Source organism: [Flexibacter] sp. ATCC 35103 (assembly GCF_001975985.1).
Lineage (GTDB): Bacteria > Bacteroidota > Bacteroidia > Flavobacteriales > Flavobacteriaceae > Flavobacterium.
Genome location: NZ_MTQF01000011.1, coordinates 110054 through 130419 on the forward strand (window position 1 = coordinate 110054; position 20366 = coordinate 130419).

Here is a 20366-nt window from a genome sequence, read left to right on the forward strand (position 1 = left end):
ATTTACTATCAGGCAGATAATAAGTAATAAAATAATAACGTTGTTATTGTTTAGATACAAATTAAGCTATGAAAGTAAACTTTATAAATAGAATTTTTAAGATACTTTTTTTATCAAGCTTGTTTTTTTCATGCTCAAGCGATTTAGATTTTGACCAGACTAAAGATCTGAAATTAAAACCCGTATTTGTTGCTAATCTCACCTACTTTAATGTTCCTGCAACTCAACTAGCAAACAGTGGTGGAGGACAAGTATTATTTGATGAACAGGTTTTTGACGCTTTTAAAGGAGAATTTCTCAGGGATAATCTCATTAAAGCAGAACTTGATTTTGAAATAGAAAACACTATTATTAGAGATTTTACAGTTGAAATATTACTTCTGGATGCTAATGGCCAGATTTTAGAAACAAATTCCTATTCAATTCCAGCCTATTCAGGCAGTTCAAATATTATAAAATATCCTACTGAAGTGTTTGAAAATCAAAGGTTAGAACTTTTAAAAAAAACGGCTAAACTGGCTTTTTTTATTAGAATGGCACCTGGACCGGCATTAGACCAAAATAGTACAGGAAGTTTGAGATTACGCTCAGGCGCAACCGCTTATATGGAAATAGAATGAGAAAAGTATATCTGATAGTAATCATCGCTTTTCAACTTTCCTGCTTTGCTCAAAACAAAGAAGTGCTTTATAATTTCACGGCTATTCCGCAATCATCACTTTTAAATCCGGGAGCTGATGTTTCGTATAAATTCTATTTCGGAATTCCGGTTTTATCCGGAGTTTCAGCCAATTTTGGTTCCAGTAGTTTTTCGGCGTATGATTTATTCGCAAATAACGGAATTGATTTTAATGATAAAGTCCGCAATGTTATCAATAATTCTTCGAGCAAGGATAAAGCCCAGGTCAATCAACAGCTTGAATTATTTTCTGGCGGATTTAGGGTAGGAGGAAAGGATAGTCAATCTTATGTGTCGTTTGGTGTTTATCAGGAATTCGATTTTTTAATGTATGTTCCAAAAGATCCTGCAATATTAGCGCTAGACGGAAACAGGGATTACATTGGCAAATCATTTAATCTGGCCGACTTAAATGTAAGAGCAGAAGTTTTGTCTGTTTTTCATGTAGGATTTCATAAAAAACTAAATGAGAAATTGGTTTTAGGTGGTCGTGCAAAATTATATTCAAGTGGCGCAAATGCAACATCGACTAAAAATTCCGGATATATTTTTACAGGTCAAAGTGCCGGAACGCCAAATATTTATAACCAAATAATAGCTTCGCATTTAGAACTTAAAACCTCTGGAATTGCTGCCTTTACAAAAGATGAATACGAAGGAAGCATCCCAAAAGATATTGCTCATAATACTTTCTTTAACGGGAGTTTAGGTCTTGGTCTTGATGCCGGACTTACTTATTATTTTAAGGAAAATCTACAGTTTACAGCAAGTATTGTCGATCTCGGTTTTATAAGACACACCAAAGATCTCGAAACAATAACGTACAAAGGGACTTATAATTATCAGGGCGTTAATCCTAGTTTTGACCCAACAAATGAGCCTGAAAATATTTTTGATGAATTTGAAAAAGCCATACCAAGGGATACACTTTATAACAAGTATACGACCTGGCGACCAACAAAATTCTATTCATCACTTCAGTATTCATTTGGCGAGGCGCGTTATGACGGAGATTGTAATTGTAAAGGAAAAATTGATAGAAAATATGTCAATTCACTTGGTGGGCAATTGTTTATAATGTCAATGCCTGTTGATCCATTTGTGGCGGTAACCGCTTTTTATAAACGAAGCATCTTCGAGAAATTAGATATAAAAGCTACTTATACATTCGATTCATATTCGAATAAAAATATAGGTTTAGGAATTTCCGGAACACTTGGAAAACTCAATATGTACCTTCTCGTTGATAATGTTCTCGAATATAAAGATGTTTCAAAAGCCAACAGTATAGCATTTCAATTTGGTTTTAATTTTGTTTTTCAGAATTCCGAAGATTGATTTTTACCATATAAGTTATATAAGTTCATTTAATTTGTCAAAGTCCGAAGTGATGAAGTTTGTCAGTTCGAGCGTCCCGAGACTTCGGGAGAGAACTATGCGAAAAGTATAGCAAATTGGCTAAGAATTAAATTTTCTTTTATGACTAATATGGCGATTTTTTTTAAGAAGCTATTTCCTGCTGTTTATTGCAAGCACTCGAGCAAAACAACTTTTTTTCAAGGCCTTAAAAGAGCTTCCGCTGGTCGCTTTTTAAGACCAGAAAAAAATGATGTTTTACTTTTCGTGGCTTTCCATTTCCATCAGGGCTAGTGCTGTTGTATTTGTAAGTCCTTTCCTGTAAAGTTAAATTTATGAATAAGTTAGTAATCAAGTTTCCAATTTATTCACTATATTTGCACGCAATTCAACTAGAAATTGCAACATGATAGCACACAACTCCAAGATTATCGGCGAAGGTTTAACTTACGACGATGTATTATTAGTACCTAACTACTCGAATGTGCTTCCTCGCGAAGTGAGTATCAAATCAAAATTTTCACGAAATATAACATTAAACGTTCCAATAGTATCAGCTGCTATGGATACCGTTACAGAAAGTTCTATGGCAATTGCTATGGCGCAAGAAGGCGGAATAGGTGTTTTGCATAAAAATATGACAATCGAGCAACAAGCTGCGAAAGTTAGAAGAGTAAAACGCGCTGAATCAGGAATGATTATCGATCCGGTAACTTTACCAATGAATTCAACAATTGCAGATGCTAAAAATGCGATGAAAGAATTTGGAATTGGCGGTATTCCAATTGTTGACGAAAACAGAATATTAAAAGGAATCGTTACAAACCGTGACTTACGTTTCGAAAAAAATGGTGCAAAACCAATTGCTGAGGTAATGACCAGTACAAACTTAGTTACTGTTGCCGAAGGAACTTCACTAGAACAAGCTGAAGTAGTTTTACAAGGACATAAAATAGAAAAATTACCAGTTGTAAATGCTAATTACGAATTGGTAGGTTTAATCACTTTTAGAGATATCACAAAATTAACGCAAAAACCAATTGCTAACAAAGACGTTTTTGGACGTTTAAGAGTTGCTGCTGCAATTGGTGTTACGGGTGATGCAGTGCAAAGAGCAGAAGCATTAGTTGCTGCCGGAGTTGATGCAATTATCATTGATACCGCTCACGGACATACTGAAGGTGTGGTAAATACATTAAAAGAAATAAAATCAAAATTCCCAAATATTGATGTAATTGTAGGGAACATTGCAACTCCTGAAGCCGCTAAATATTTAGTAGCAAACGGAGCAGACGGAGTAAAAGTAGGAATTGGACCAGGTTCTATTTGTACAACCCGTATCGTTGCAGGTGTTGGTTTTCCTCAATTTTCAGCAGTTCTTGAAGTAGCTGCGGCTATCAAAGGAACTGGAGTTCCCGTTATTGCCGATGGTGGAATTCGTTATACAGGTGACATCCCTAAAGCAATTGCTGCAGGTGCTGACTGTGTAATGTTAGGATCTTTACTAGCAGGAACAAAAGAATCTCCGGGAGAAACTATTATTTTTGAAGGAAGAAAATTCAAATCTTACCGCGGAATGGGTTCTGTTGAAGCCATGCAAACGGGGTCTAAAGATCGTTATTTTCAGGATGTTGAAGACGATGTCAAAAAATTAGTTCCAGAAGGAATCGTTGGTCGTGTTCCTTACAAAGGAGAATTAAATGAAAGTATGCTTCAATTTGTTGGAGGTCTTCGCGCCGGAATGGGATACTGTGGCTCAAAAGATATTCCGACTTTGCAGGAAACCGGACGTTTTGTTAGAATCACGTCAAGCGGAATTACAGAAAGTCATCCACATAATGTAACAATTACAAAAGAAGCTCCAAATTATTCAAGATAATTTTTTAGTTTTAGATATAAAAAAGGCATAAGAAACTAAATCTTATGCCTTTTTTAATTTTATAAGCTTTAGTTTTTTACTGTATGCAAAAACTCATTTGTTATTTTGTAATCTTTATTTTTAATTACAATTTTGTATTTGCCTTTATCTAATATTAAACTGCCTTTGCTGGTGTTGTCTAAAATTTCAATAATATCTGCAGGTGTTCCATCTTTTTCAAGTTCATTAATTCGGTAAGCCATAACTAATACTGGAAACTCCTTTATTTTAGAATTTGAAATATTGTAAATCTTTCTTTTTCCTGATAAAGTCATCCAATCCGGTCTTTCATTATCATATTTTGTAATAGGATGTATTATTGAGCAATCAATTTTTTTGGGATTATCAATAGCGCCATTAAATGTTTTATTATTTGAATCTACTAAGATTGCAGGATAATTTAAATTTAGCATTTGTATATAAGGCTGATTCAATTTGCTGTCGCCTCTTTCAGAATATTGAATTTGATCAATTGTAAACGGATTTATTCCTGTAAATTCAGTTATTCTGCCCGCCATAGCTTTTTCCCAGGATTTAATTCCAGGTATTCCTTCAATGATATGATCGTATCCGCAATGAATTAAAAATTTTCCTTCAGGATTTTTCTCTATCCATTTAGCAATATTCTGAGCTTGTTTAATTTCTCTTTCTTTTCCGTTTAAATTTGGGGTATTAAAATCTTCATAGCCAAATACAGTAAAGCCAATTTTTATAGCCTCATTAATCAAATTACCAAATTGAGGTTCCTGCGTATAAAATCCGCTCTCCAAAACAGGAAATTCTCTTTTATTTATTAAGGTGTCATTAAGAGCTTCGATACCTAGAAAACGAAAACCATTATTATAGAGACCCTGAAGTATTGAAGTGGTAAATACTCGATGTCTGGCATTATTATGGGCTTCATTGATCATAATAACTTTTTCAGTTTTAGATCTGCGAACAATATAATCTGCTGCGTTTTCTGCATGAAACTTTTTAAAATACAAGCTGTCTTCCTTTGTTATTACCGGTATTTTGGCTCCATTTTTATCCCAGGTTTCAAGTGCCTTTTTATAGTAACCGCTAATAGAATAAGCAGCTGCTCCGCTTTGATATTTCCACTTTACAGTATCTTTTTCGATTTTGTGATTTATATCCTGAGAAAACTGATAGATTTCTTTTTTAGTTTGAGAATACAATTTTGCTGTAAAAAAGAAAAGCAAGAAGACTAATAGAAATATTGGTTTCATTATTTTTATGAGAAAAGTTATGTAAATTTAAAAATAGAAAAAAATAAATGACTTTTCAATAAATAAAACAAAAGGCATAAGNNCTTATGCCTTTTGTTTTATTTTAAATCTAAAAAAACTACTAATATAATTCGTCAAAACTTATTAGCAGTTTTTTCTTTAGATTATATTTTAAAGTGAAGCAGTTTGTTTTTCTGTTTCCCTGACTTTTTGATTTTCTAATATCTTTTGGATAAAAGGTTGTACCTGAGTTTCCAGATCAGATTCTGAAATATCCAGAGCTTTTGGATCTTTGACTAATACGTACCAAGGTTTTGGTTCACCAAACGGATAACTTCCAAAAACAATAACCGGAGTTCCTTTTACTTTTACATTTTCTTTATCTTTCAAGATCCATTCATCAGCAAATTTATACAAGTATTTAGCGTCGTTTTCTTGTAATCGTAAGCAAGAATGTGATGCAGGATATCCTGGTAATTCATATTCATGAAAACCAACACCAAGTTTGTTCTCAATATTAAAATTCCATTTTAAGTCCCATTCATCATTAAATGTACTGGTCGTTTTTTCAGCTTTCCAATTGGTGAAAAATAATCCGGTTGGAGTTGGATCTTTTTTTCTTCCCATATTAGTTGGTCCGGTATATACAAGTTCTCCATTCTCATAAGCGGCAAATGCCTGAGCAGGATAAGAGAAAATAATAACTTTTGAAACGTCTTCTAAAGCGCTCACATGCAAAGGAAACGGAAGATAATAAACAATGTCTCCAGTAAAATCAGCTGGAACTATAACAGAATCCATTTTTACGAAATTTGCTTTATCAGTTCGGTTTAAAGCGTACGCAATTTTAAGTTTGCTGCTGTCCGATTCATTTATTTTCAGCCATTCTTTCGTTTTCTCAAATTTATAAGAAACTGATTGTGGCTTTTTATATTCGATAGTTTTCTTTGGTTTTGCCTCTTTTTTTACTTCAGTTGATTCACTTTTTTTGCATGAACCTAATAAAACTAATACTAATAGTAATAAGATATTGGATGTGTAATATAACTTTTTCATAAACTGGTTTTTTATTACTGTAAAGTTATTTTAATAGTAGCTAACGGAACTTACACAATTTTTTGAATTGTTTGTTTGATTCTCATTTTATTCAATACAATCCATTTCAAACAATTGATCCAACAAAACTTTAAAAAGTTTTAATAAAGAATTTAAAACCTCTAAATCAAGAATTTTACCATCTGTAAAATAAGATAATTCGAATTCATTAACGGGAAGTTGTTTTTCCCAAATTCCTTTTTGATTTAATATTTGAATGTTTACTTCTTTTTGAGATTCGATCAGGTCTCTTAACTCTTTATTGCGTAATATTTTTTTTATTTTGAATTCATTATTGCTTTTAATGATATAAGCTTTATCAAATTCAGGATAGCCAATTTCTATATCTTGTGCTCCAAACAATTTTTCAATTTTTCGGGTAAACCCTTCACGGTAAATTTCAAATTTCAAATTATCTTTTAATGTAATCGGAACAATAACGCGTGTTAACTGAGTACTATATTTACCTGACCATAAGGTGTAATTATCAAACGTAATTTTCCAGTTTTTGTATTCTATTTCGTTAGAGTCAGAGCGCCATGAATAACCTTCATTAAAAGTTCCATTTGTTTCTTTTGCGAATTCCTGCCAAATATTAATTTTAGTCATCTGATATTAAACCAATCCTTTTATTTTAGCATGTTGCAATAATAAAATAGTTTTAGCGTCAGTAATTTCACCGGATTCAATCATTGTATATGCTTCATCAAACGTATATTCCAGTACTTCAATGTTTTCTTGTTCAGCATCTAATCCTCCGCCATCATTTACTTTCATGGTTTCATCATATTCGCCAACAAAAAGATATAAAATCTCTGTAACAGAACCTGGAGACATATAAGTTTCTATAACTTTTTCGACTTTTTTTAAGCGATAACCTGTTTCTTCTTCGGTTTCGCGAATAACAGCAACTTCTGCATTATCCTGATCCAGAAGTCCTGCACAAACCTCGATCATCATTCCGGTTTTATTTCCGTTAAGATAAGTAGGCAGCCTGAATTGTCTTGTTAAGATTACTGTTTTTTTAGAGGAGTTGTATAGTAAAATAGCAGCTCCGTTGCCGCGATCGTAGACTTCACGAATATGAGATTCTACTTTACCATCTTTCTTTTGATAATCAAAAGTTACTTTGTTTAGTATATACCAATTGTCTGATAACAATTTTGTTTCCGTAACTTTAATTTCTGGATTTCTCATGATTAGAAATATTTTTGTATAAAAAAACGCCCTGGTTATCAGAGCGTTTAGAGGTGTTATTTTGTTATTGTTTGTTTTCTGTCCGGTCCAACAGATACAATCTTAATTGGCACTCCAACTTCTTCTTCAATAAACTCAATATATTCTTTTAGCTCAATTGGTAATTGATCGTAAGTTGTCAATCCCGTTAAGTCAGCTTTCCATCCTTTAAATTCTTTATAAACAGGAGTTACGTTTTCCGGCTCGATGTTATAAGGAAAGTGAGAAATATTTTGTCCTTTATAGTTGTATTCTGTACAAACTTTCAAAGTTTCGAATCCTGAAAGAACGTCGCCTTTCATCATCATTAATTGAGTAACTCCGTTTACCTGAACAGCATATTTTAAAGCTACAATATCCAGCCATCCGCAACGTCTTTGTCTTCCTGTAACAGATCCAAATTCGTTACCAACTCTTGCCATTGTTGCACCAACTTCGTCAAAAAGTTCCGTAGGGAAAGGTCCGCTACCTACACGTGTAACATAAGCTTTAAAGATTCCGTATACTTCCTTAATTTTGTTAGGAGCAATTCCTAAACCTGTACAAGCTCCTGCAGCAGTAGTATTTGATGAAGTTACGAAAGGATAAGTTCCAAAATCAACATCTAATAATGATCCTTGAGCTCCTTCGCATAAAATAGATTTACCTGCTTTTTGAGCCTGGTACATATATTCTTCACTGTCAATAAAATCTAATTTTTTTAATTCTTCGATAGCTTCAAAAAACTCTTTTTCAAGTTCAGCTAAGTTGTATTGAATCGCTACGTCATAAAAAGCAATCATTGCTTCATGCTTATCAGCTAATGCTCTGTAACGCTCTTTAAAATCTTCTAATTCAATATCTCCAACACGTAAACCGTTTCTACCGGTTTTGTCCATGTAAGTTGGTCCAATTCCTTTAAGAGTAGAACCAATTTTTGCTTTTCCTTTAGATGCCTCAGATGCTGCATCCAGTAAACGGTGAGTTGGTAAGATTAAGTGTGCTTTTCTTGAAATGATTAATTTGCTTTTGATATCAAGGTTAAATTTCTCTAAACCTTCAATTTCTTTTTGAAAAACTACCGGATCTATTACAACACCATTACCAATGATGTTTATTGATTTTTCATGAAAAATTCCAGAAGGAATGGTTCTAAGTACATGTTTTATTCCGTCAAATTCTAATGTGTGCCCTGCATTTGGTCCTCCTTGAAAACGTGCAATAATATCATAATTAGAGGTAAGAACGTCAACAATTTTCCCTTTACCTTCATCTCCCCATTGTAATCCTAGTAATAAATCTACGGTCATTCTGTTTTAATTTGCGTTAGGGCAATTTGAGTTGCCCTACTGATTAATGTAGTTAATTTTCTTTTTTTTTATTTTTTAAATAATGCCTTTTGCGGATTATTGCTTTTGTTTTTTGTTTCCGTAGAAATAAAGTGAATGATTCGTAATTTCGATATCAAATATTTCTTCGATTGTTTTTTTGATGGTTTGAATTCTTGGATCGCAAAATTCGATTACTTCACCAGAATCAGTCATGATAATGTGATCATGCTGTTTATCAAAATATGATTTTTCGTAGTAAGCCTGATTTTGCCCAAATTGATGTTTTCTAACCAAAGCGCAGTCTAACAATAACTCGATCGTGTTGTATAATGTAGCTCTACTCACACGATAGTTCTTGTTTTTCATTTTGATATATAAGTTTTCTATATCAAAATGCTCTTCGCTATCGTAAATTTCCTGAAGTATAGCATAACGCTCAGGAGTTTTGCGATGCCCTTTTTGCTCAAGATACATTGTAAAAACATTTTTTACAATTTCTTGATTCTTAGTGTTGTCAGTTGAAATGAGTGTCATATCCGGCAAAGATAAATTTTTATTTTTAATGAATAAAAGTTTCGGGTTTAAAGTTTAACGTTAAGGTCTGTATTTGATTCTTTATAACACATCAAATACAGGCTTTTACAGCATTAAAATTTAATAAGTTCAAAAGAACTTAATTAACATAATTATTTTTATTTATGATAAAACTAACAATTTCTTACTTTGTTTTTGTCATATACATATACCAATTCCATTCCCAGGTTTTTCCGTTGTCGTCAGACATACCCTGACTCCATACCGGATTGTTTTCATCTCTGGCATCCCAGCGAAAAACTTGCAACACATCTTTATCTTCAAAAGTGTCTTTAGAGAAAAAATGTCCTACCTTATTTTCAAAAGAACCAATTACAGGCTTATCTAAAGTTCCTGTATTTGAATCAGCCCAATAAATACTCCATAATCGTGTTGAAGGATTAAACAATCTAACCGTCATTCCTTCAAAAGGTTCGCCGTCAAAAGTCGCGAGAAAATTATCAATATTGCCAATTCCGTTTAAAATCTTATACATTTCCTGAGTGGATGAAAATTCAATCCATTCTGTAGAATTTGCAAACCTCTTTTTTAATTTTTTGTTCCGAATAACTGATTTTCCCTGAAAAAAATCAAAATCATCTTTTGACGAAGATTCAGAAGCAACAATTAAAAGTTCTCCGTTTTCATCAAAATTTACTTTGGGAATTTCTACTTCTAAGGAAATTGTTTTCATGAAAAAAATATTTATATCAATATTTAAGCAAAATAGGCACGATATAGTATTCTCCTTTTTACTTTAAGACTTTAATTTTCGATTGATTTATGTTCTGTATTCTCTTGTAACTTTATCAACTCCGTCAATTTTTTTAATCGCATTGATCATTTTTTTCAAAATGGTATTGTTTTGAACAATTACTGCAATCTGACCATGAAAAATCCCGGCATCTGTGCTTAACGAGATACTTTGAATATTCACGCTCATATTGTTCGAAATAACTCTCGTTAATTGATTTGTAAGTCCTAAAACATCCATTCCTGTTATGTTGATGATGGCTTTGAATTCCTCCTGAGAAGAATCTATCCATTTAGCACTCATAATTCTGTAAGCATAGTTTGATTGCATTCCAATAGCATTTGGGCAATCTTTTTTATGAACTTTAATTCCTTCATTTATGGTTACAAACCCAAAAACATCATCACCGGGAATCGGGTTACAGCAAGGCGAAAGTTTGTAATCTAACTTATCATGCTCAGTCCCAAAAACCAGCATATCATAATTACTGCTGATAACCGGTTTATGAATATCGTCTGCAGCTGTTGTATCTTTATTTCTTTTGATTTTGTTTTTAAAGAAATTGATAAACGTATTGCTTTTTTGGGCTGCATAATCTTTTAATTGCTGATTTTCTATGGCACCAATTCCAACTCTGTAAAATAGATCTAAACTTGTTTTTAGTTTAAAAAAGTTGACCAGTTCATTGATAACTTGTTCGCTGATCGTGATTTTTAAATGGCGCAGTTTTCTGGTAAGTAATTCTTTTCCTTCTTCAGCAATTTTTTTGGTGTTCTCATTAAGAACGTTTTTAATTTTATTTTTGGCTCTTGAAGTCGTTACATATTCTAACCAGTTTACTGTTGGTTTTTGGTTTGCAGAAGTTATGACTTCGACCTGATCACCGCTTTTTAGTTCATGATTTAACGGCACCAAACGTCCGTTTACACGTGTTCCTCTGGTTTTGATTCCAATTTCTGAGTGAATACTAAACGCAAAATCAAGGGAAGTGGCACCTTTTGGCAACGATTTTATTTCTCCTTTTGGTGTAAATACGAAGATTTCTTTAGAATATAAATTCATTTTAAAATCTTCTACAAAGTCAACCGCATTGGTTTCCTGATTTTCAAGTGCTTCACGAAGTAAATTCAACCAGACATCAAGACCGCTTTCTTCAGTAGCTCCATTTTTGTATTTATAATGTGCAGCATAACCTTTCTCTGCAATTTCATCCATACGTTCGCTTCGAACCTGAACTTCGACCCAGCGGCCTTTTGGTCCCATTACGGTAATATGCAAAGCTTCGTATCCGGTTGATTTTGGAGATGAAATCCAGTCACGCAAACGACTTGGACTTGGTCTGTAATGATCTGTTACGATAGAATAAATTTTCCAGGCAACAAATTTCTCATCGTGCGGATCTGATTTGTAAACTATTCTTAAGGCAAACTTGTCATAAACTTCGTCGAAACTCACATTTTGAGCACGCATTTTTCTGCGAATCGAATAAATAGATTTCGGACGCCCTTTGATAATATAATCAATGCCTTCATTGTCTAAAGATTTCTTCAATACATCTGAGATATCTTTGATATAAGCATCCTGTTCTTCTTTTGTTTCTCTTATTTTGCTTACAATATCATTATAAACAGCAGGCTCTGTATATTTTAAGCCTAAGTCTTCGAGTTTAGTTTTAATATTATAAAGTCCTAAACGGTGGGCGAGGGGGGCATAAATATAAAGCGTTTCTGAGGCAATTTTGGTTTGCTTATATTCTGCCATCGAATCCATGGTTTGCATATTATGCAAACGATCTGCCAGTTTAATCAGGATTACACGAACATCATCGTTCAGTGTAAGGATCATTTTTCTGAAATTTTCTGCCTGCATGGAAGCATTCAGATCTTTTTGAACCAGGGAAATTTTTGTCAGCCCTTCAACTAACTGAGCTACTTTTGGATTAAATAATCGTTCGATATCCTCGACCGTTATTGGAGTATCTTCAACAACATCGTGCAATAAAGCCGCAGCAATAGAGGTAGCTCCTAAACCAATTTCAGAAGCCACAATTTTCGCAACTGCAATAGGATGAAAGATATACGCTTCGCCGGATTTACGTCTTTGTTCTTTATGTGCGTCTACTGCAACATCAAATGCTTTCCGGATTAATTTTTTATCAGTAGGGCTTAAAGTCTGATAACTGATTCGAAGTAATTCTTTATACTCTTGGGCAATTGCTTTATTTTCTTTTTCAATATCTATTTCTATCATAACGGCATAGTTCAAGTACTAAAAATAGCAATAAGTTTGAACATACGCAAGGGAATGGAAGGTTGATTTTAGTCCCGAAGTTTCGGTTTAGATTTTAGATTTTCTAAGTTTAAGTGTAGTCCCTGACGTGACAAAAAATCATAATCATAACGCTATGGTTACCAGTATGTAATCCCTAAAGGGATATTTCTTTAAAGGTAAAAATATAACCTATATAGTTTATATGAATAATACTTCGCTAGAGCTAGGTATTGTTAGAAAACCGTTACCGGAAAATAGGATAAAAAACATTATTTATACATGATTATGCTCAGTTAGGAGCTAAATATTGATAGAAAAATATTTAGAACCAAGAAAATAGTTTATACAGAGAATGCTCCACTAGGAGCTTCATATTGGTAGTAATCAAAATAGTTTATGTATATAATTTTAATTAAACCCTCTTTGACGTTTGGCTTCAAAAATTAAAATAGCAGCAGCAACTGATACATTCATGCTGTCAATCTCGCCCTGCATTGGGATTATGATATTTTGAGTTGCAGCATCGCGCCAATCCTGTGTTAAACCGGTAGCTTCTGTACCTACGACTAAAGCTGTTGGAGTCGTGAAATCCTGCGTATGATACGATGTTGAGTTTTGTAATGTTGCGCAATAAAAATCGATCTTTTTTTCCTTCAAAAAAGCAATGATTTCTGCTGTAGTTCCGGTTGCAATTTGGTTGGTAAATAAACAGCCTACGCTTGAGCGAACAATATTCGGGTTATATAAATCACTTTTTGGGTTTGCGATCAAAACGGCATCCAGATTTGCAGCATCGGCTGTACGCAAAAGGGCACCAATATTTCCGGGTTTTTCCGGTGCTTCTGCAACAATAATCAACGGATTTGCAGATAATTTTAAATCAGATAACAACATCGATTTTGTTTTGGCAATAGCCAAAATACCTTCGGTTGTATCGCGATAGGCTAATTTTTGGTAAACTTCTTTATTGATTTCAATTAATTGAACTGGTGAATTAACCAATTTATTAATTTCATTTTCAGTTACTAATTCGGGTAAGAATAAAACGGTTTCTATTTCGTAACCGCCTTTTATGGCTAATGAAATTTCACGTAATCCTTCAATCAAAAATGTTCCGGTTTGTTTTCTGGCTTTTGCTTTTTCCTGCAGTAAAACAAGTGATTTTATAAACGGATTTTGGATTGAGGTAATTTGTTTCATTCTTAAAGGTACTGAGTTTCTAAGGTGCTAAGATACTTAGTTTTTTTTAAAATAGGGTCAAAGTGGTAAAGGTTGAGAGGTTCAAAGGCTTAAAATGATAAAAAAAGTTTGCCACGAATTTCCCGAATTAGCATTTCGCTTAACGCTAGTAAAAATTCGTAAAAATTCGTGAAATTCGTGGCAAAAAAATATTTATTCCTCTGTAGAATTATTTTCTTCAAGAAGTGCCGTTTCTTCTTCTTGAGGTCTTGTTGTAACCTGATCTTTTTTGCCAAATAAAAATTTTCTAACAGCAGCAAATCCTGCTGCAATCGCTAGAAAGATGATTTTACCAAATTTTGCGAGAATAGCAAAAAATCCCACTTTTGCCAACACTTTCCCGGCTACTAATCCGCCAATAGTCCACGCTGCAACGGTATCTGTGTCTGCATCAAAATCAAGATATTTGTGTCCGTCATTGAATTCTACACTTTTTAAGATTCCCGGAATACTCGCTTTTACTTCTGCAAGTTCACTCATTCCGGCAACTGCAGATATATTATACATTCCTTTTCGTCCTAAAACTCTCAAATCATAATTTAAAGTATTCGCTTCGTCTTTTCCAAATTTTAGTTCTTTTGCCCAATGCAATACTTTCAAATTACTATCATAATAGGGTTTTGATGCCCAGCCGACTAATTGTACTTCTTCATAACCGCCTTTTTTACGTTCTTCGTTTTCTGCCAGAACATCTTCTTTCATGGTTTTTAGCAAATCGTCATAGTCAATATCTCCTGCATCATCATCTTTTACAAAACCATCTCCCTGATAACTAATTACAAACATCCAGCTATTGCTGTGAGTAACGCCTTTACCGTCAGGTACAAGAGATCCTAAAACAGTTTTGTCTTCAGGATTTCCCCATAAATTGCTTAAAACATTTTGTGTTTGTTCTGCATTTAAAAATTTAAATCCCTTAGGAACATTAAGCGTTCCTTCTCCTTCGGTTAAAGCGATTTTGCCGGTTTCGTATTTAAATGATTTTTCGACCTTGTCATAATAAGCAGCAATAGTATCGTTTTTTTGCGCTATTATTTTGGGAATGAAAATAGAAATTAAAAAAAGAAATAGTAACGTTTTTTTCATTTGAATAAATTGGTTTTGGTTAATTCTTTATTTTGGTTGGTCTAATTATTTTTGAAGCACTTCTGTAATCTCATTCGCAACAGGATGAGATGTTGTAAAAGTATATCTCATGATTTTTGCAATGGTTTGGGCGATTTGTTTTTGATAGAATTGCGATTCGGTTTTGATTTCGCCTTTTGCTGCAATTTCTGGTCCAATTGCTGCAAACCAAATTTGAGAAGCACCAACAACATCAGCTCCATGATCTGTCCATTGTGCTTTTGTTTTGTCTCCGCGGCCATGGTCTACGGTGATGAGTAATGTAGTTTTGTTTTTGTATTGAGGATCATTTTGTACAAAATCCCAGATTTCATTAATCCATTTATCTACTTGGTTTGCAGCATCCAGATAGGATCTGTAATGTCCGGAATGTGCCCATTCATCCGTTTCTCCATAAGCAATGTAAAGTACTTTTGGTTTCTTGGTTTTGAGTTCGTCTAAAGCTTGGTAATGCGTAAAAACATCTAGACATTCATCTTCATGAAAAGGTTTAAATGAATTATTTCGCATTTCATTTAATAATTTCTGAGTTGCTGTTGGTTTATTTCCTCCCACATTATCAAAAGCAGAAATTACAGGGAATCCGCTTCTTTCTTCATTTAAGATTCTGTCAAAAGCATCCCACGCTCCAAAAGCCGCAACTTTTCCTTTTAGTTTAGATTGCTGGTTTAAAAACTCCAAAACGTTCACATTTGGATTTGCTTTATAACTATTAGAATTTACCGCAACATCTACATTTCCGGTCATGATTTCGCTATATCCCGGATAACTAAACCAATACGGATTTGAAACATCTACTTTATTACCCAAATCACGATTGCCATAAATTTGCCCTTTTGCAGCAATTTGTGACCATAAAAAAGGCATGATTTTTTTTCGGGATTCCTGAAAGTCAGGACCTGAATATTTTTTATAAATATAAGTACTGTCACCCTGATTGAATTTTTTATCATTGGCGATTGCAGGATCTATTCCCTTAAAAATTTCCTGCCATCTAAAACCGTCCGTAGTTATAACGATGATATTTTCTGTTTTTTGCGCTTGAGATGTAAAGCTTAATAAAATGAACAGAACTAAGATTGACTTTTTCATTTTTTATTAATTTGAAATTACATTGATTCGTTAAATTTTGTTTCAAAACTACTTAATTTAATCAATCAATTTTTACGTGATAACGTAATGTAACTATAAATTAATAGAGGATAAAAATTATAAAATTCCTCTTGCTTTAATCTCTAAATATTTATTAATGGTATCCAAAGTCAGATTTTCAGGTTGAGTAAGCACAGAATAAATTCCGTATTTTTTGAGTTCGTTTGCGATTAAACGTTTTTCGAACATGAATTTTTCGGCTATGACTTTATCGTATATTTCCTGAATTGTATCTGTTTTTTTGTTGATGATAGTATTCAGTTCAGTATTACTAAAAAATACGACAACTAATAAATGACTTTTTGCAATTCCTTTTAAATAAGGTAATTGACGGTTTAATCCATCCATTGTTTCGAAATTTGTATACAAAATAATTAAGCTTCTCTGATTAATGTTTTTCTTGATATCGACATATAAACGACTGTAATCACTTTCGAAAAAATCAGTTTTGATATTGTATAAAGTTTCCAGGATTTTTTGCATTTGCGAGGCTCTTTTCTCTGCAAAAACTCTGTTTTCTACTTTTTTTGAGAAAGCAAAAATTCCTGCTTTGTCTTGTTTTTTCAGAATTACATTTGATAAAACCAAGGTCGAATTTATGGCATAATCTAATAAACTCAAACCATCAAAAGGCATTTGCATCACGCGGCCTTTGTCAATCGCCATATAAACCGATTGTGATTTTTCGTCCTGAAATTGATTAACCATCAAAGAACCTTTTTTTGCTGTGGCTTTCCAGTTTAAAGTTCTAAGGTCATCTCCCTGAACATATTCCTTAATTTGCTCAAACTCCATGGTGTGACCAATACGACGAATTTTCTTGATGCCGTATTGATATAAATTATTCGAAAAAGCCAATAAATCATATTTTCTCAACTGCATGTAAGACGGATATGTAGGCACCATTTTATCCTTATCGAAAGAAAATCTTCTCGAAATTAATTTTAAAGGAGAAGAAACATAAACATTCAGATATCCAAAGTAATATTCGCCTCGTTCTGTTGGACGTAAATCGTAACCAATTTCTTTTTGTTCAGAAGCTTTAATTGTTTTTACAATTTTAAAATTACGCACCTGAAACTGAAACGGAATTTCGTCTATGATTTTGACTGAAATTTTGAAAGTATAATAGTTTTTTACACTTATTGTTACAGGATTTAAATCCCCGTTTGAAAGTTTTTCGGCGGTTATTCTTTCGGCTTCGATTCCGGTTTTTGTTGCATATAAAATTAAAATATCAAGCACTAAAAAAGTGAATAAAATCAAAACCACAAACCAAACGGCATTATATAAATTTGGAAAAATAAAAGCACAGACAAACATTCCTATAATACTCAGCAGTATATAGAAGAAAAAGTTATTGAGGTAAAGGCTTTTTATGAATTTCAATTTTAAAAAGTTTTAGTGTTCAGATAAATTATTTAGAAATATGTTTTTAAATCAAAGCCTTCTAAATAGGCTATTTTCCAAATTCCATTTTCTTTAACTGCTGTTACTTTATATTTAGGAGTTTCTTTCCATTCTGTCCATGTCCAGTAAAAAGTAGCTTTGTTATTTTCGATTTTTAAATTGTTTAGTTTCATGGTTTTCCAAAATGCTTCAGGATTGTCCTGACAATTGCACCAAGGATTACTGTCATTGCCATAAGGAGGAAGTTCACCAACAAAATATTCCATTTTATTGGTTTTAAGATTATCTCCAATTTTTAAGCCTATTTTATTATAATTATCAATAAATTGTTGTGCAAAAAAGTTAGATTTTTTAAGCTCTTCTACTACTTTATTGTGTGCTTTTACATTTAATCCAACATATTTATCTCCTTTTTTGTTTTCAACAACATCAAAATCAGTTTGTGTTTTTTTTGTTTCAATCCATTCATAAGCTTTTCTCATCAATGTTTCAAGTTGTTGTTTGTCAGTTGCAAAATAGATTGATGTCTTGGTATTGCTAAAAGTTTTAGTATTTATGGGTTTAAAACTTACCAGCGAAAGAAAAATAAGGGATAAAAGGAATAGTTTGGAAAATTTCATTTTAAAAAGTTTAATATTTTAAATGTGATAACTGCTAACTGTAACTGCGACTGAAAACTATCTAGGAATCTCTACAGTTTCTATAATTTGTTTAATAATTTCTGAGCTTGTAATTCCTTCCATTTCACGTTCAGGAGCTACGATTACACGATGTTGCAAAACCGGAATTGCGGCTTCTTTAATATCTTCAGGAGTAACAAAATCACGTGCGCGAATGGCTGCAAAACCTTTGGCAGCATTTAGTATTGCGATCGAAGCACGAGGTGAAGCACCTAAGTATAAAAAAGCATTTTCGCGCGTGTTTACCACAATTCGGGCGATATATTCCAGTAGATTTTGCTCAACCCTAATTTGTTTTACCAGCCCTTGATATTCTTTTATTTCAGCAGCAGAAAGGATGGTTTTTATGGCTTCTAATTTTCCGTGATCCTGCAATAAATGTTCTCTTTGAATAATCAGGATTTCTTCGTTTAGTTTAGGATAATCAATCGTGATTTTGAATAAAAAACGATCTAATTGTGCTTCCGGCAAACGATATGTTCCTTCCTGCTCAATTGGGTTTTGTGTGGCAATGACTAAAAATGGTGTTTCAAGCTGATACGCATATCCATCAATTGTGATCTGGCGTTCCTCCATAACTTCAAAAAGTGCCGCTTGAGTTTTGGCAGGCGCACGATTGATCTCGTCAATTAAAATTAAATTCGAAAAAACAGGTCCTTTTTTAAACTCAAATTCTGAAGTTTTAAGATTAAAAATCGAAGTTCCTAAGATATCAGACGGCATTAAATCTGGTGTAAACTGAATTCGGCTAAAGCCTATATTCAATGTTTTAGATAATAACTTTGCTGTAATTGTTTTAGCTACTCCCGGAACACCTTCGAGTAAAACGTGACCGTTTGATAAAATGGCAACCAAAAGCTGATCGATCATTTTATGTTGTCCCACAATCACAGTTTCCAGTTCTTTTTTAATACTGTTTACATGATCTAAAAGCGGTGCTAAATTTATTCTTGTTTCAAAATTCACATTTTCATTTGTGATTTCGTTTTGTGTTGTATTGATATCGTCCATATTGGGTCTGTTTTCTTTATATGTTGGTTACTTTTTGTCATTTCGACGAAGGAGAAATCACATCCAATATTCCGCAACGTTTTTTCTCTTCGTGTGTGATTTCTCCTTCGTCGAAATGACAAGAAATCTTATTTTTTTATCTAATGTATAATCTTTTCTATTGCATTATTAATTCTAATTAAATCTTCTTCAAGACTTCCGTGATAGCTGTTTCGGTGTTCGTTAATCAAAAATACAAGTTCCTGAATATCGGTTACACTTTTTCCTGTTTTATGATGTAATTTTTGAATAAATGTATCATCCAGTTTTGTGGTGTCAATCAAATATTCAGTTCTTATTTTTTCTAAAAAGTAAATGATCTTTTTGTCGATGATATTGTTGTGATCGCCTTCCTGATAATATAAATTCCCGATTGTTTTTGTAAAATCTACCGTTGAATTTGATAAAGGTTTAAGAATAGGTACAATACGTTGTTTTCGTTTGGCATTAAAAATAATAAAGACCAACATTCCGATTAAAAAGAAATACCATGCCCATTTTAATCCCGGCTGACTTAAAATATATCTTAACGGTGATTGAGAAATATTTTCATCATTTTGACCTTTGGTGTAGAAAAAAACATCGGCTTTGGGCAAATGCGATAATACATTTTCTGCATATTGATACTGATCTGTTTTTAATAAATTAATGTTTGTAAAAGCAACAGGCTGAGTATGTAAATAAAAATATCCGTTTCTATAGGGAACTTTTATATAATTTACGTGTTTTTGTTTTACTCCCTGATATCCCAAAACAGTTGTGTTTAAGGTGTCTATTTTAGAAAAATAATCTTCTAATGTTTGAGAGAATTTATATTTTTTTGTTTTTACCTTTTTATTTGCCAGCCAGACAAAAGTATTTCCGGTATTTTGAAAATCAGATTGAACTTCGACTTTTAAAGTGTCCAATAAATATTTAGGAAAATTTTTCATGCTTAAAAAAGCATTATTTCCATGAGAGACAAAATAAAATATCTCTTTAATTGATTGGTCGTCAATTGTATTTGCTTCAGAGATGTTTATAAAAGTGCCTTTTATTTTATAGTTTTCTACCAGAGTATCTTCGTCATATTTTGAATCTAAAAATTCGTAAGGAGTTACGGTTGAGATTCTTTCGACTTTGTTATTTTTAAACATGCCACTAATCTCCTTGTCAAAAACATACAATCCGTAAGGAATCTTGTCATTGACAGAGTAAGTTGGTCGCCAATCGATTGGCTTTGGCTGGTCGCGATCTATTATTAAAATCAAAGCTAAAATAAAAACCAGAACAGCAATGTAAATTTTCAT

18 protein-coding genes are annotated in these 20366 nt (G+C 32.9%); 3 read left to right on the forward strand and 15 right to left on the reverse strand.

All coding sequences use genetic code 11. From position 1 onward, the window contains the following. Positions 1 to 68 precede the first annotated feature (68 nt). The 3 genes from BXU01_RS20345 to guaB all read left to right on the forward strand — a co-directional run bounded on the left by BXU01_RS20345 (position 69) and on the right by guaB (position 3914). A complete protein-coding gene (locus BXU01_RS20345) occupies positions 69 to 620 on the forward strand; it encodes a hypothetical protein (protein ID WP_083694997.1) in 552 nt (183 codons plus the stop codon). Further along, positions 617 to 2017 (forward strand): DUF5723 family protein, encoded by a 1401-nt coding sequence (locus tag BXU01_RS20350; RefSeq protein WP_083694998.1) that lies wholly within the window; start codon positions 617 to 619, stop codon positions 2015 to 2017. The genes BXU01_RS20345 and BXU01_RS20350 overlap by 4 nt, the downstream gene beginning before the upstream one ends. Positions 2018 to 2441: 424 nt before the next feature. Beyond that, a complete protein-coding gene (gene guaB / locus BXU01_RS20355) occupies positions 2442 to 3914 on the forward strand; it encodes an IMP dehydrogenase (RefSeq protein WP_083694999.1) in 1473 nt (490 codons plus the stop codon). 68 nt (positions 3915 to 3982) lie between these two features. On the opposite strand, the gene BXU01_RS20360 is transcribed toward guaB, so the two are convergent. The 15 genes from BXU01_RS20360 to BXU01_RS20430 all read right to left on the reverse strand — a co-directional run bounded on the left by BXU01_RS20360 (position 3983) and on the right by BXU01_RS20430 (position 20366). Beyond that, positions 3983 to 5182 (reverse strand): hypothetical protein, encoded by a 1200-nt coding sequence (locus BXU01_RS20360; RefSeq protein WP_083695000.1) that lies wholly within the window; start codon positions 5180 to 5182, stop codon positions 3983 to 3985. A gap of 171 nt (positions 5183 to 5353) precedes the next feature. Further along, entirely contained in the window at positions 5354 to 6238 is an 885-nt protein-coding gene (locus BXU01_RS20365) for a L,D-transpeptidase (protein WP_083695001.1), read from the reverse strand. Between the two features lie 87 nt (positions 6239 to 6325). Then, complete coding sequence (locus tag BXU01_RS20370; RefSeq protein WP_083695002.1) at positions 6326 to 6886, reverse strand: hypothetical protein; 561 nt, start codon at positions 6884 to 6886, stop codon at positions 6326 to 6328. A gap of 6 nt (positions 6887 to 6892) precedes the next feature. Continuing rightward, a complete protein-coding gene (locus BXU01_RS20375; protein ID WP_206196632.1) occupies positions 6893 to 7474 on the reverse strand; it encodes an NUDIX domain-containing protein in 582 nt (193 codons plus the stop codon). Positions 7475 to 7530: 56 nt separating this feature from the next. Further along, positions 7531 to 8802, reverse strand: coding sequence for an adenylosuccinate synthase (locus BXU01_RS20380; RefSeq protein ID WP_083695004.1), 1272 nt, complete (start codon positions 8800 to 8802; stop codon positions 7531 to 7533). Positions 8803 to 8898: 96 nt separating this feature from the next. Beyond that, entirely contained in the window at positions 8899 to 9357 is a 459-nt protein-coding gene (locus tag BXU01_RS20385) for a Fur family transcriptional regulator (protein WP_026981862.1), read from the reverse strand. Between the two features lie 184 nt (positions 9358 to 9541). After that, a complete protein-coding gene (locus tag BXU01_RS20390) occupies positions 9542 to 10090 on the reverse strand; it encodes a hypothetical protein (RefSeq protein WP_083695005.1) in 549 nt (182 codons plus the stop codon). 87 nt (positions 10091 to 10177) lie between these two features. Then, complete coding sequence (locus tag BXU01_RS20395; protein WP_083695006.1) at positions 10178 to 12400, reverse strand: bifunctional (p)ppGpp synthetase/guanosine-3',5'-bis(diphosphate) 3'-pyrophosphohydrolase; 2223 nt, start codon at positions 12398 to 12400, stop codon at positions 10178 to 10180. A gap of 429 nt (positions 12401 to 12829) precedes the next feature. After that, the gene (locus BXU01_RS20400; RefSeq protein WP_083695007.1) at positions 12830 to 13621 is read right to left on the reverse strand and encodes an RNA methyltransferase; all 792 of its coding nucleotides are present in this window, start codon (positions 13619 to 13621) and stop codon (positions 12830 to 12832) included. Between the two features lie 192 nt (positions 13622 to 13813). Continuing rightward, positions 13814 to 14746 (reverse strand): DUF2167 domain-containing protein, encoded by a 933-nt coding sequence (locus BXU01_RS20405; protein WP_083695008.1) that lies wholly within the window; start codon positions 14744 to 14746, stop codon positions 13814 to 13816. Positions 14747 to 14791: 45 nt separating this feature from the next. Then, the gene (locus BXU01_RS20410) at positions 14792 to 15877 is read right to left on the reverse strand and encodes an alkaline phosphatase family protein (RefSeq protein WP_083695009.1); all 1086 of its coding nucleotides are present in this window, start codon (positions 15875 to 15877) and stop codon (positions 14792 to 14794) included. 117 nt (positions 15878 to 15994) lie between these two features. Beyond that, complete coding sequence (locus tag BXU01_RS20415) at positions 15995 to 17326, reverse strand: DUF58 domain-containing protein (RefSeq protein ID WP_083695010.1); 1332 nt, start codon at positions 17324 to 17326, stop codon at positions 15995 to 15997. 32 nt (positions 17327 to 17358) lie between these two features. Next, positions 17359 to 17967 (reverse strand): hypothetical protein, encoded by a 609-nt coding sequence (locus BXU01_RS20420; RefSeq protein WP_083695011.1) that lies wholly within the window; start codon positions 17965 to 17967, stop codon positions 17359 to 17361. Between the two features lie 57 nt (positions 17968 to 18024). Beyond that, positions 18025 to 19038 (reverse strand): MoxR family ATPase, encoded by a 1014-nt coding sequence (locus BXU01_RS20425; RefSeq protein ID WP_083695012.1) that lies wholly within the window; start codon positions 19036 to 19038, stop codon positions 18025 to 18027. A gap of 140 nt (positions 19039 to 19178) precedes the next feature. Next, positions 19179 to 20366, reverse strand: a complete 1188-nt coding sequence (locus BXU01_RS20430; RefSeq protein ID WP_255373812.1) for a DUF4350 domain-containing protein — start codon at positions 20364 to 20366, stop codon at positions 19179 to 19181.

Coding starts and splice junctions, on each gene's coding strand:
- BXU01_RS20345 (WP_083694997.1), top strand. CDS start 69: ATGAAAGTAAACTTTATAAATAGAATTTTTAAGATACTTTTTTTATCA.
- BXU01_RS20350 (WP_083694998.1), top strand. CDS start 617: ATGAGAAAAGTATATCTGATAGTAATCATCGCTTTTCAACTTTCCTGC.
- guaB (WP_083694999.1), top strand. CDS start 2,442: ATGATAGCACACAACTCCAAGATTATCGGCGAAGGTTTAACTTACGAC.
- BXU01_RS20360 (WP_083695000.1), bottom strand. CDS start 5,182: ATGAAACCAATATTTCTATTAGTCTTCTTGCTTTTCTTTTTTACAGCA.
- BXU01_RS20365 (WP_083695001.1), bottom strand. CDS start 6,238: ATGAAAAAGTTATATTACACATCCAATATCTTATTACTATTAGTATTA.
- BXU01_RS20370 (WP_083695002.1), bottom strand. CDS start 6,886: ATGACTAAAATTAATATTTGGCAGGAATTCGCAAAAGAAACAAATGGA.
- BXU01_RS20375 (WP_206196632.1), bottom strand. CDS start 7,474: ATGAGAAATCCAGAAATTAAAGTTACGGAAACAAAATTGTTATCAGAC.
- BXU01_RS20380 (WP_083695004.1), bottom strand. CDS start 8,802: ATGACCGTAGATTTATTACTAGGATTACAATGGGGAGATGAAGGTAAA.
- BXU01_RS20385 (WP_026981862.1), bottom strand. CDS start 9,357: ATGACACTCATTTCAACTGACAACACTAAGAATCAAGAAATTGTAAAA.
- BXU01_RS20390 (WP_083695005.1), bottom strand. CDS start 10,090: ATGAAAACAATTTCCTTAGAAGTAGAAATTCCCAAAGTAAATTTTGAT.
- BXU01_RS20395 (WP_083695006.1), bottom strand. CDS start 12,400: ATGATAGAAATAGATATTGAAAAAGAAAATAAAGCAATTGCCCAAGAG.
- BXU01_RS20400 (WP_083695007.1), bottom strand. CDS start 13,621: ATGAAACAAATTACCTCAATCCAAAATCCGTTTATAAAATCACTTGTT.
- BXU01_RS20405 (WP_083695008.1), bottom strand. CDS start 14,746: ATGAAAAAAACGTTACTATTTCTTTTTTTAATTTCTATTTTCATTCCC.
- BXU01_RS20410 (WP_083695009.1), bottom strand. CDS start 15,877: ATGAAAAAGTCAATCTTAGTTCTGTTCATTTTATTAAGCTTTACATCT.
- BXU01_RS20420 (WP_083695011.1), bottom strand. CDS start 17,967: ATGAAATTTTCCAAACTATTCCTTTTATCCCTTATTTTTCTTTCGCTG.
- BXU01_RS20425 (WP_083695012.1), bottom strand. CDS start 19,038: ATGGACGATATCAATACAACACAAAACGAAATCACAAATGAAAATGTG.
- BXU01_RS20430 (WP_255373812.1), bottom strand. CDS start 20,366: ATGAAAATTTACATTGCTGTTCTGGTTTTTATTTTAGCTTTGATTTTA.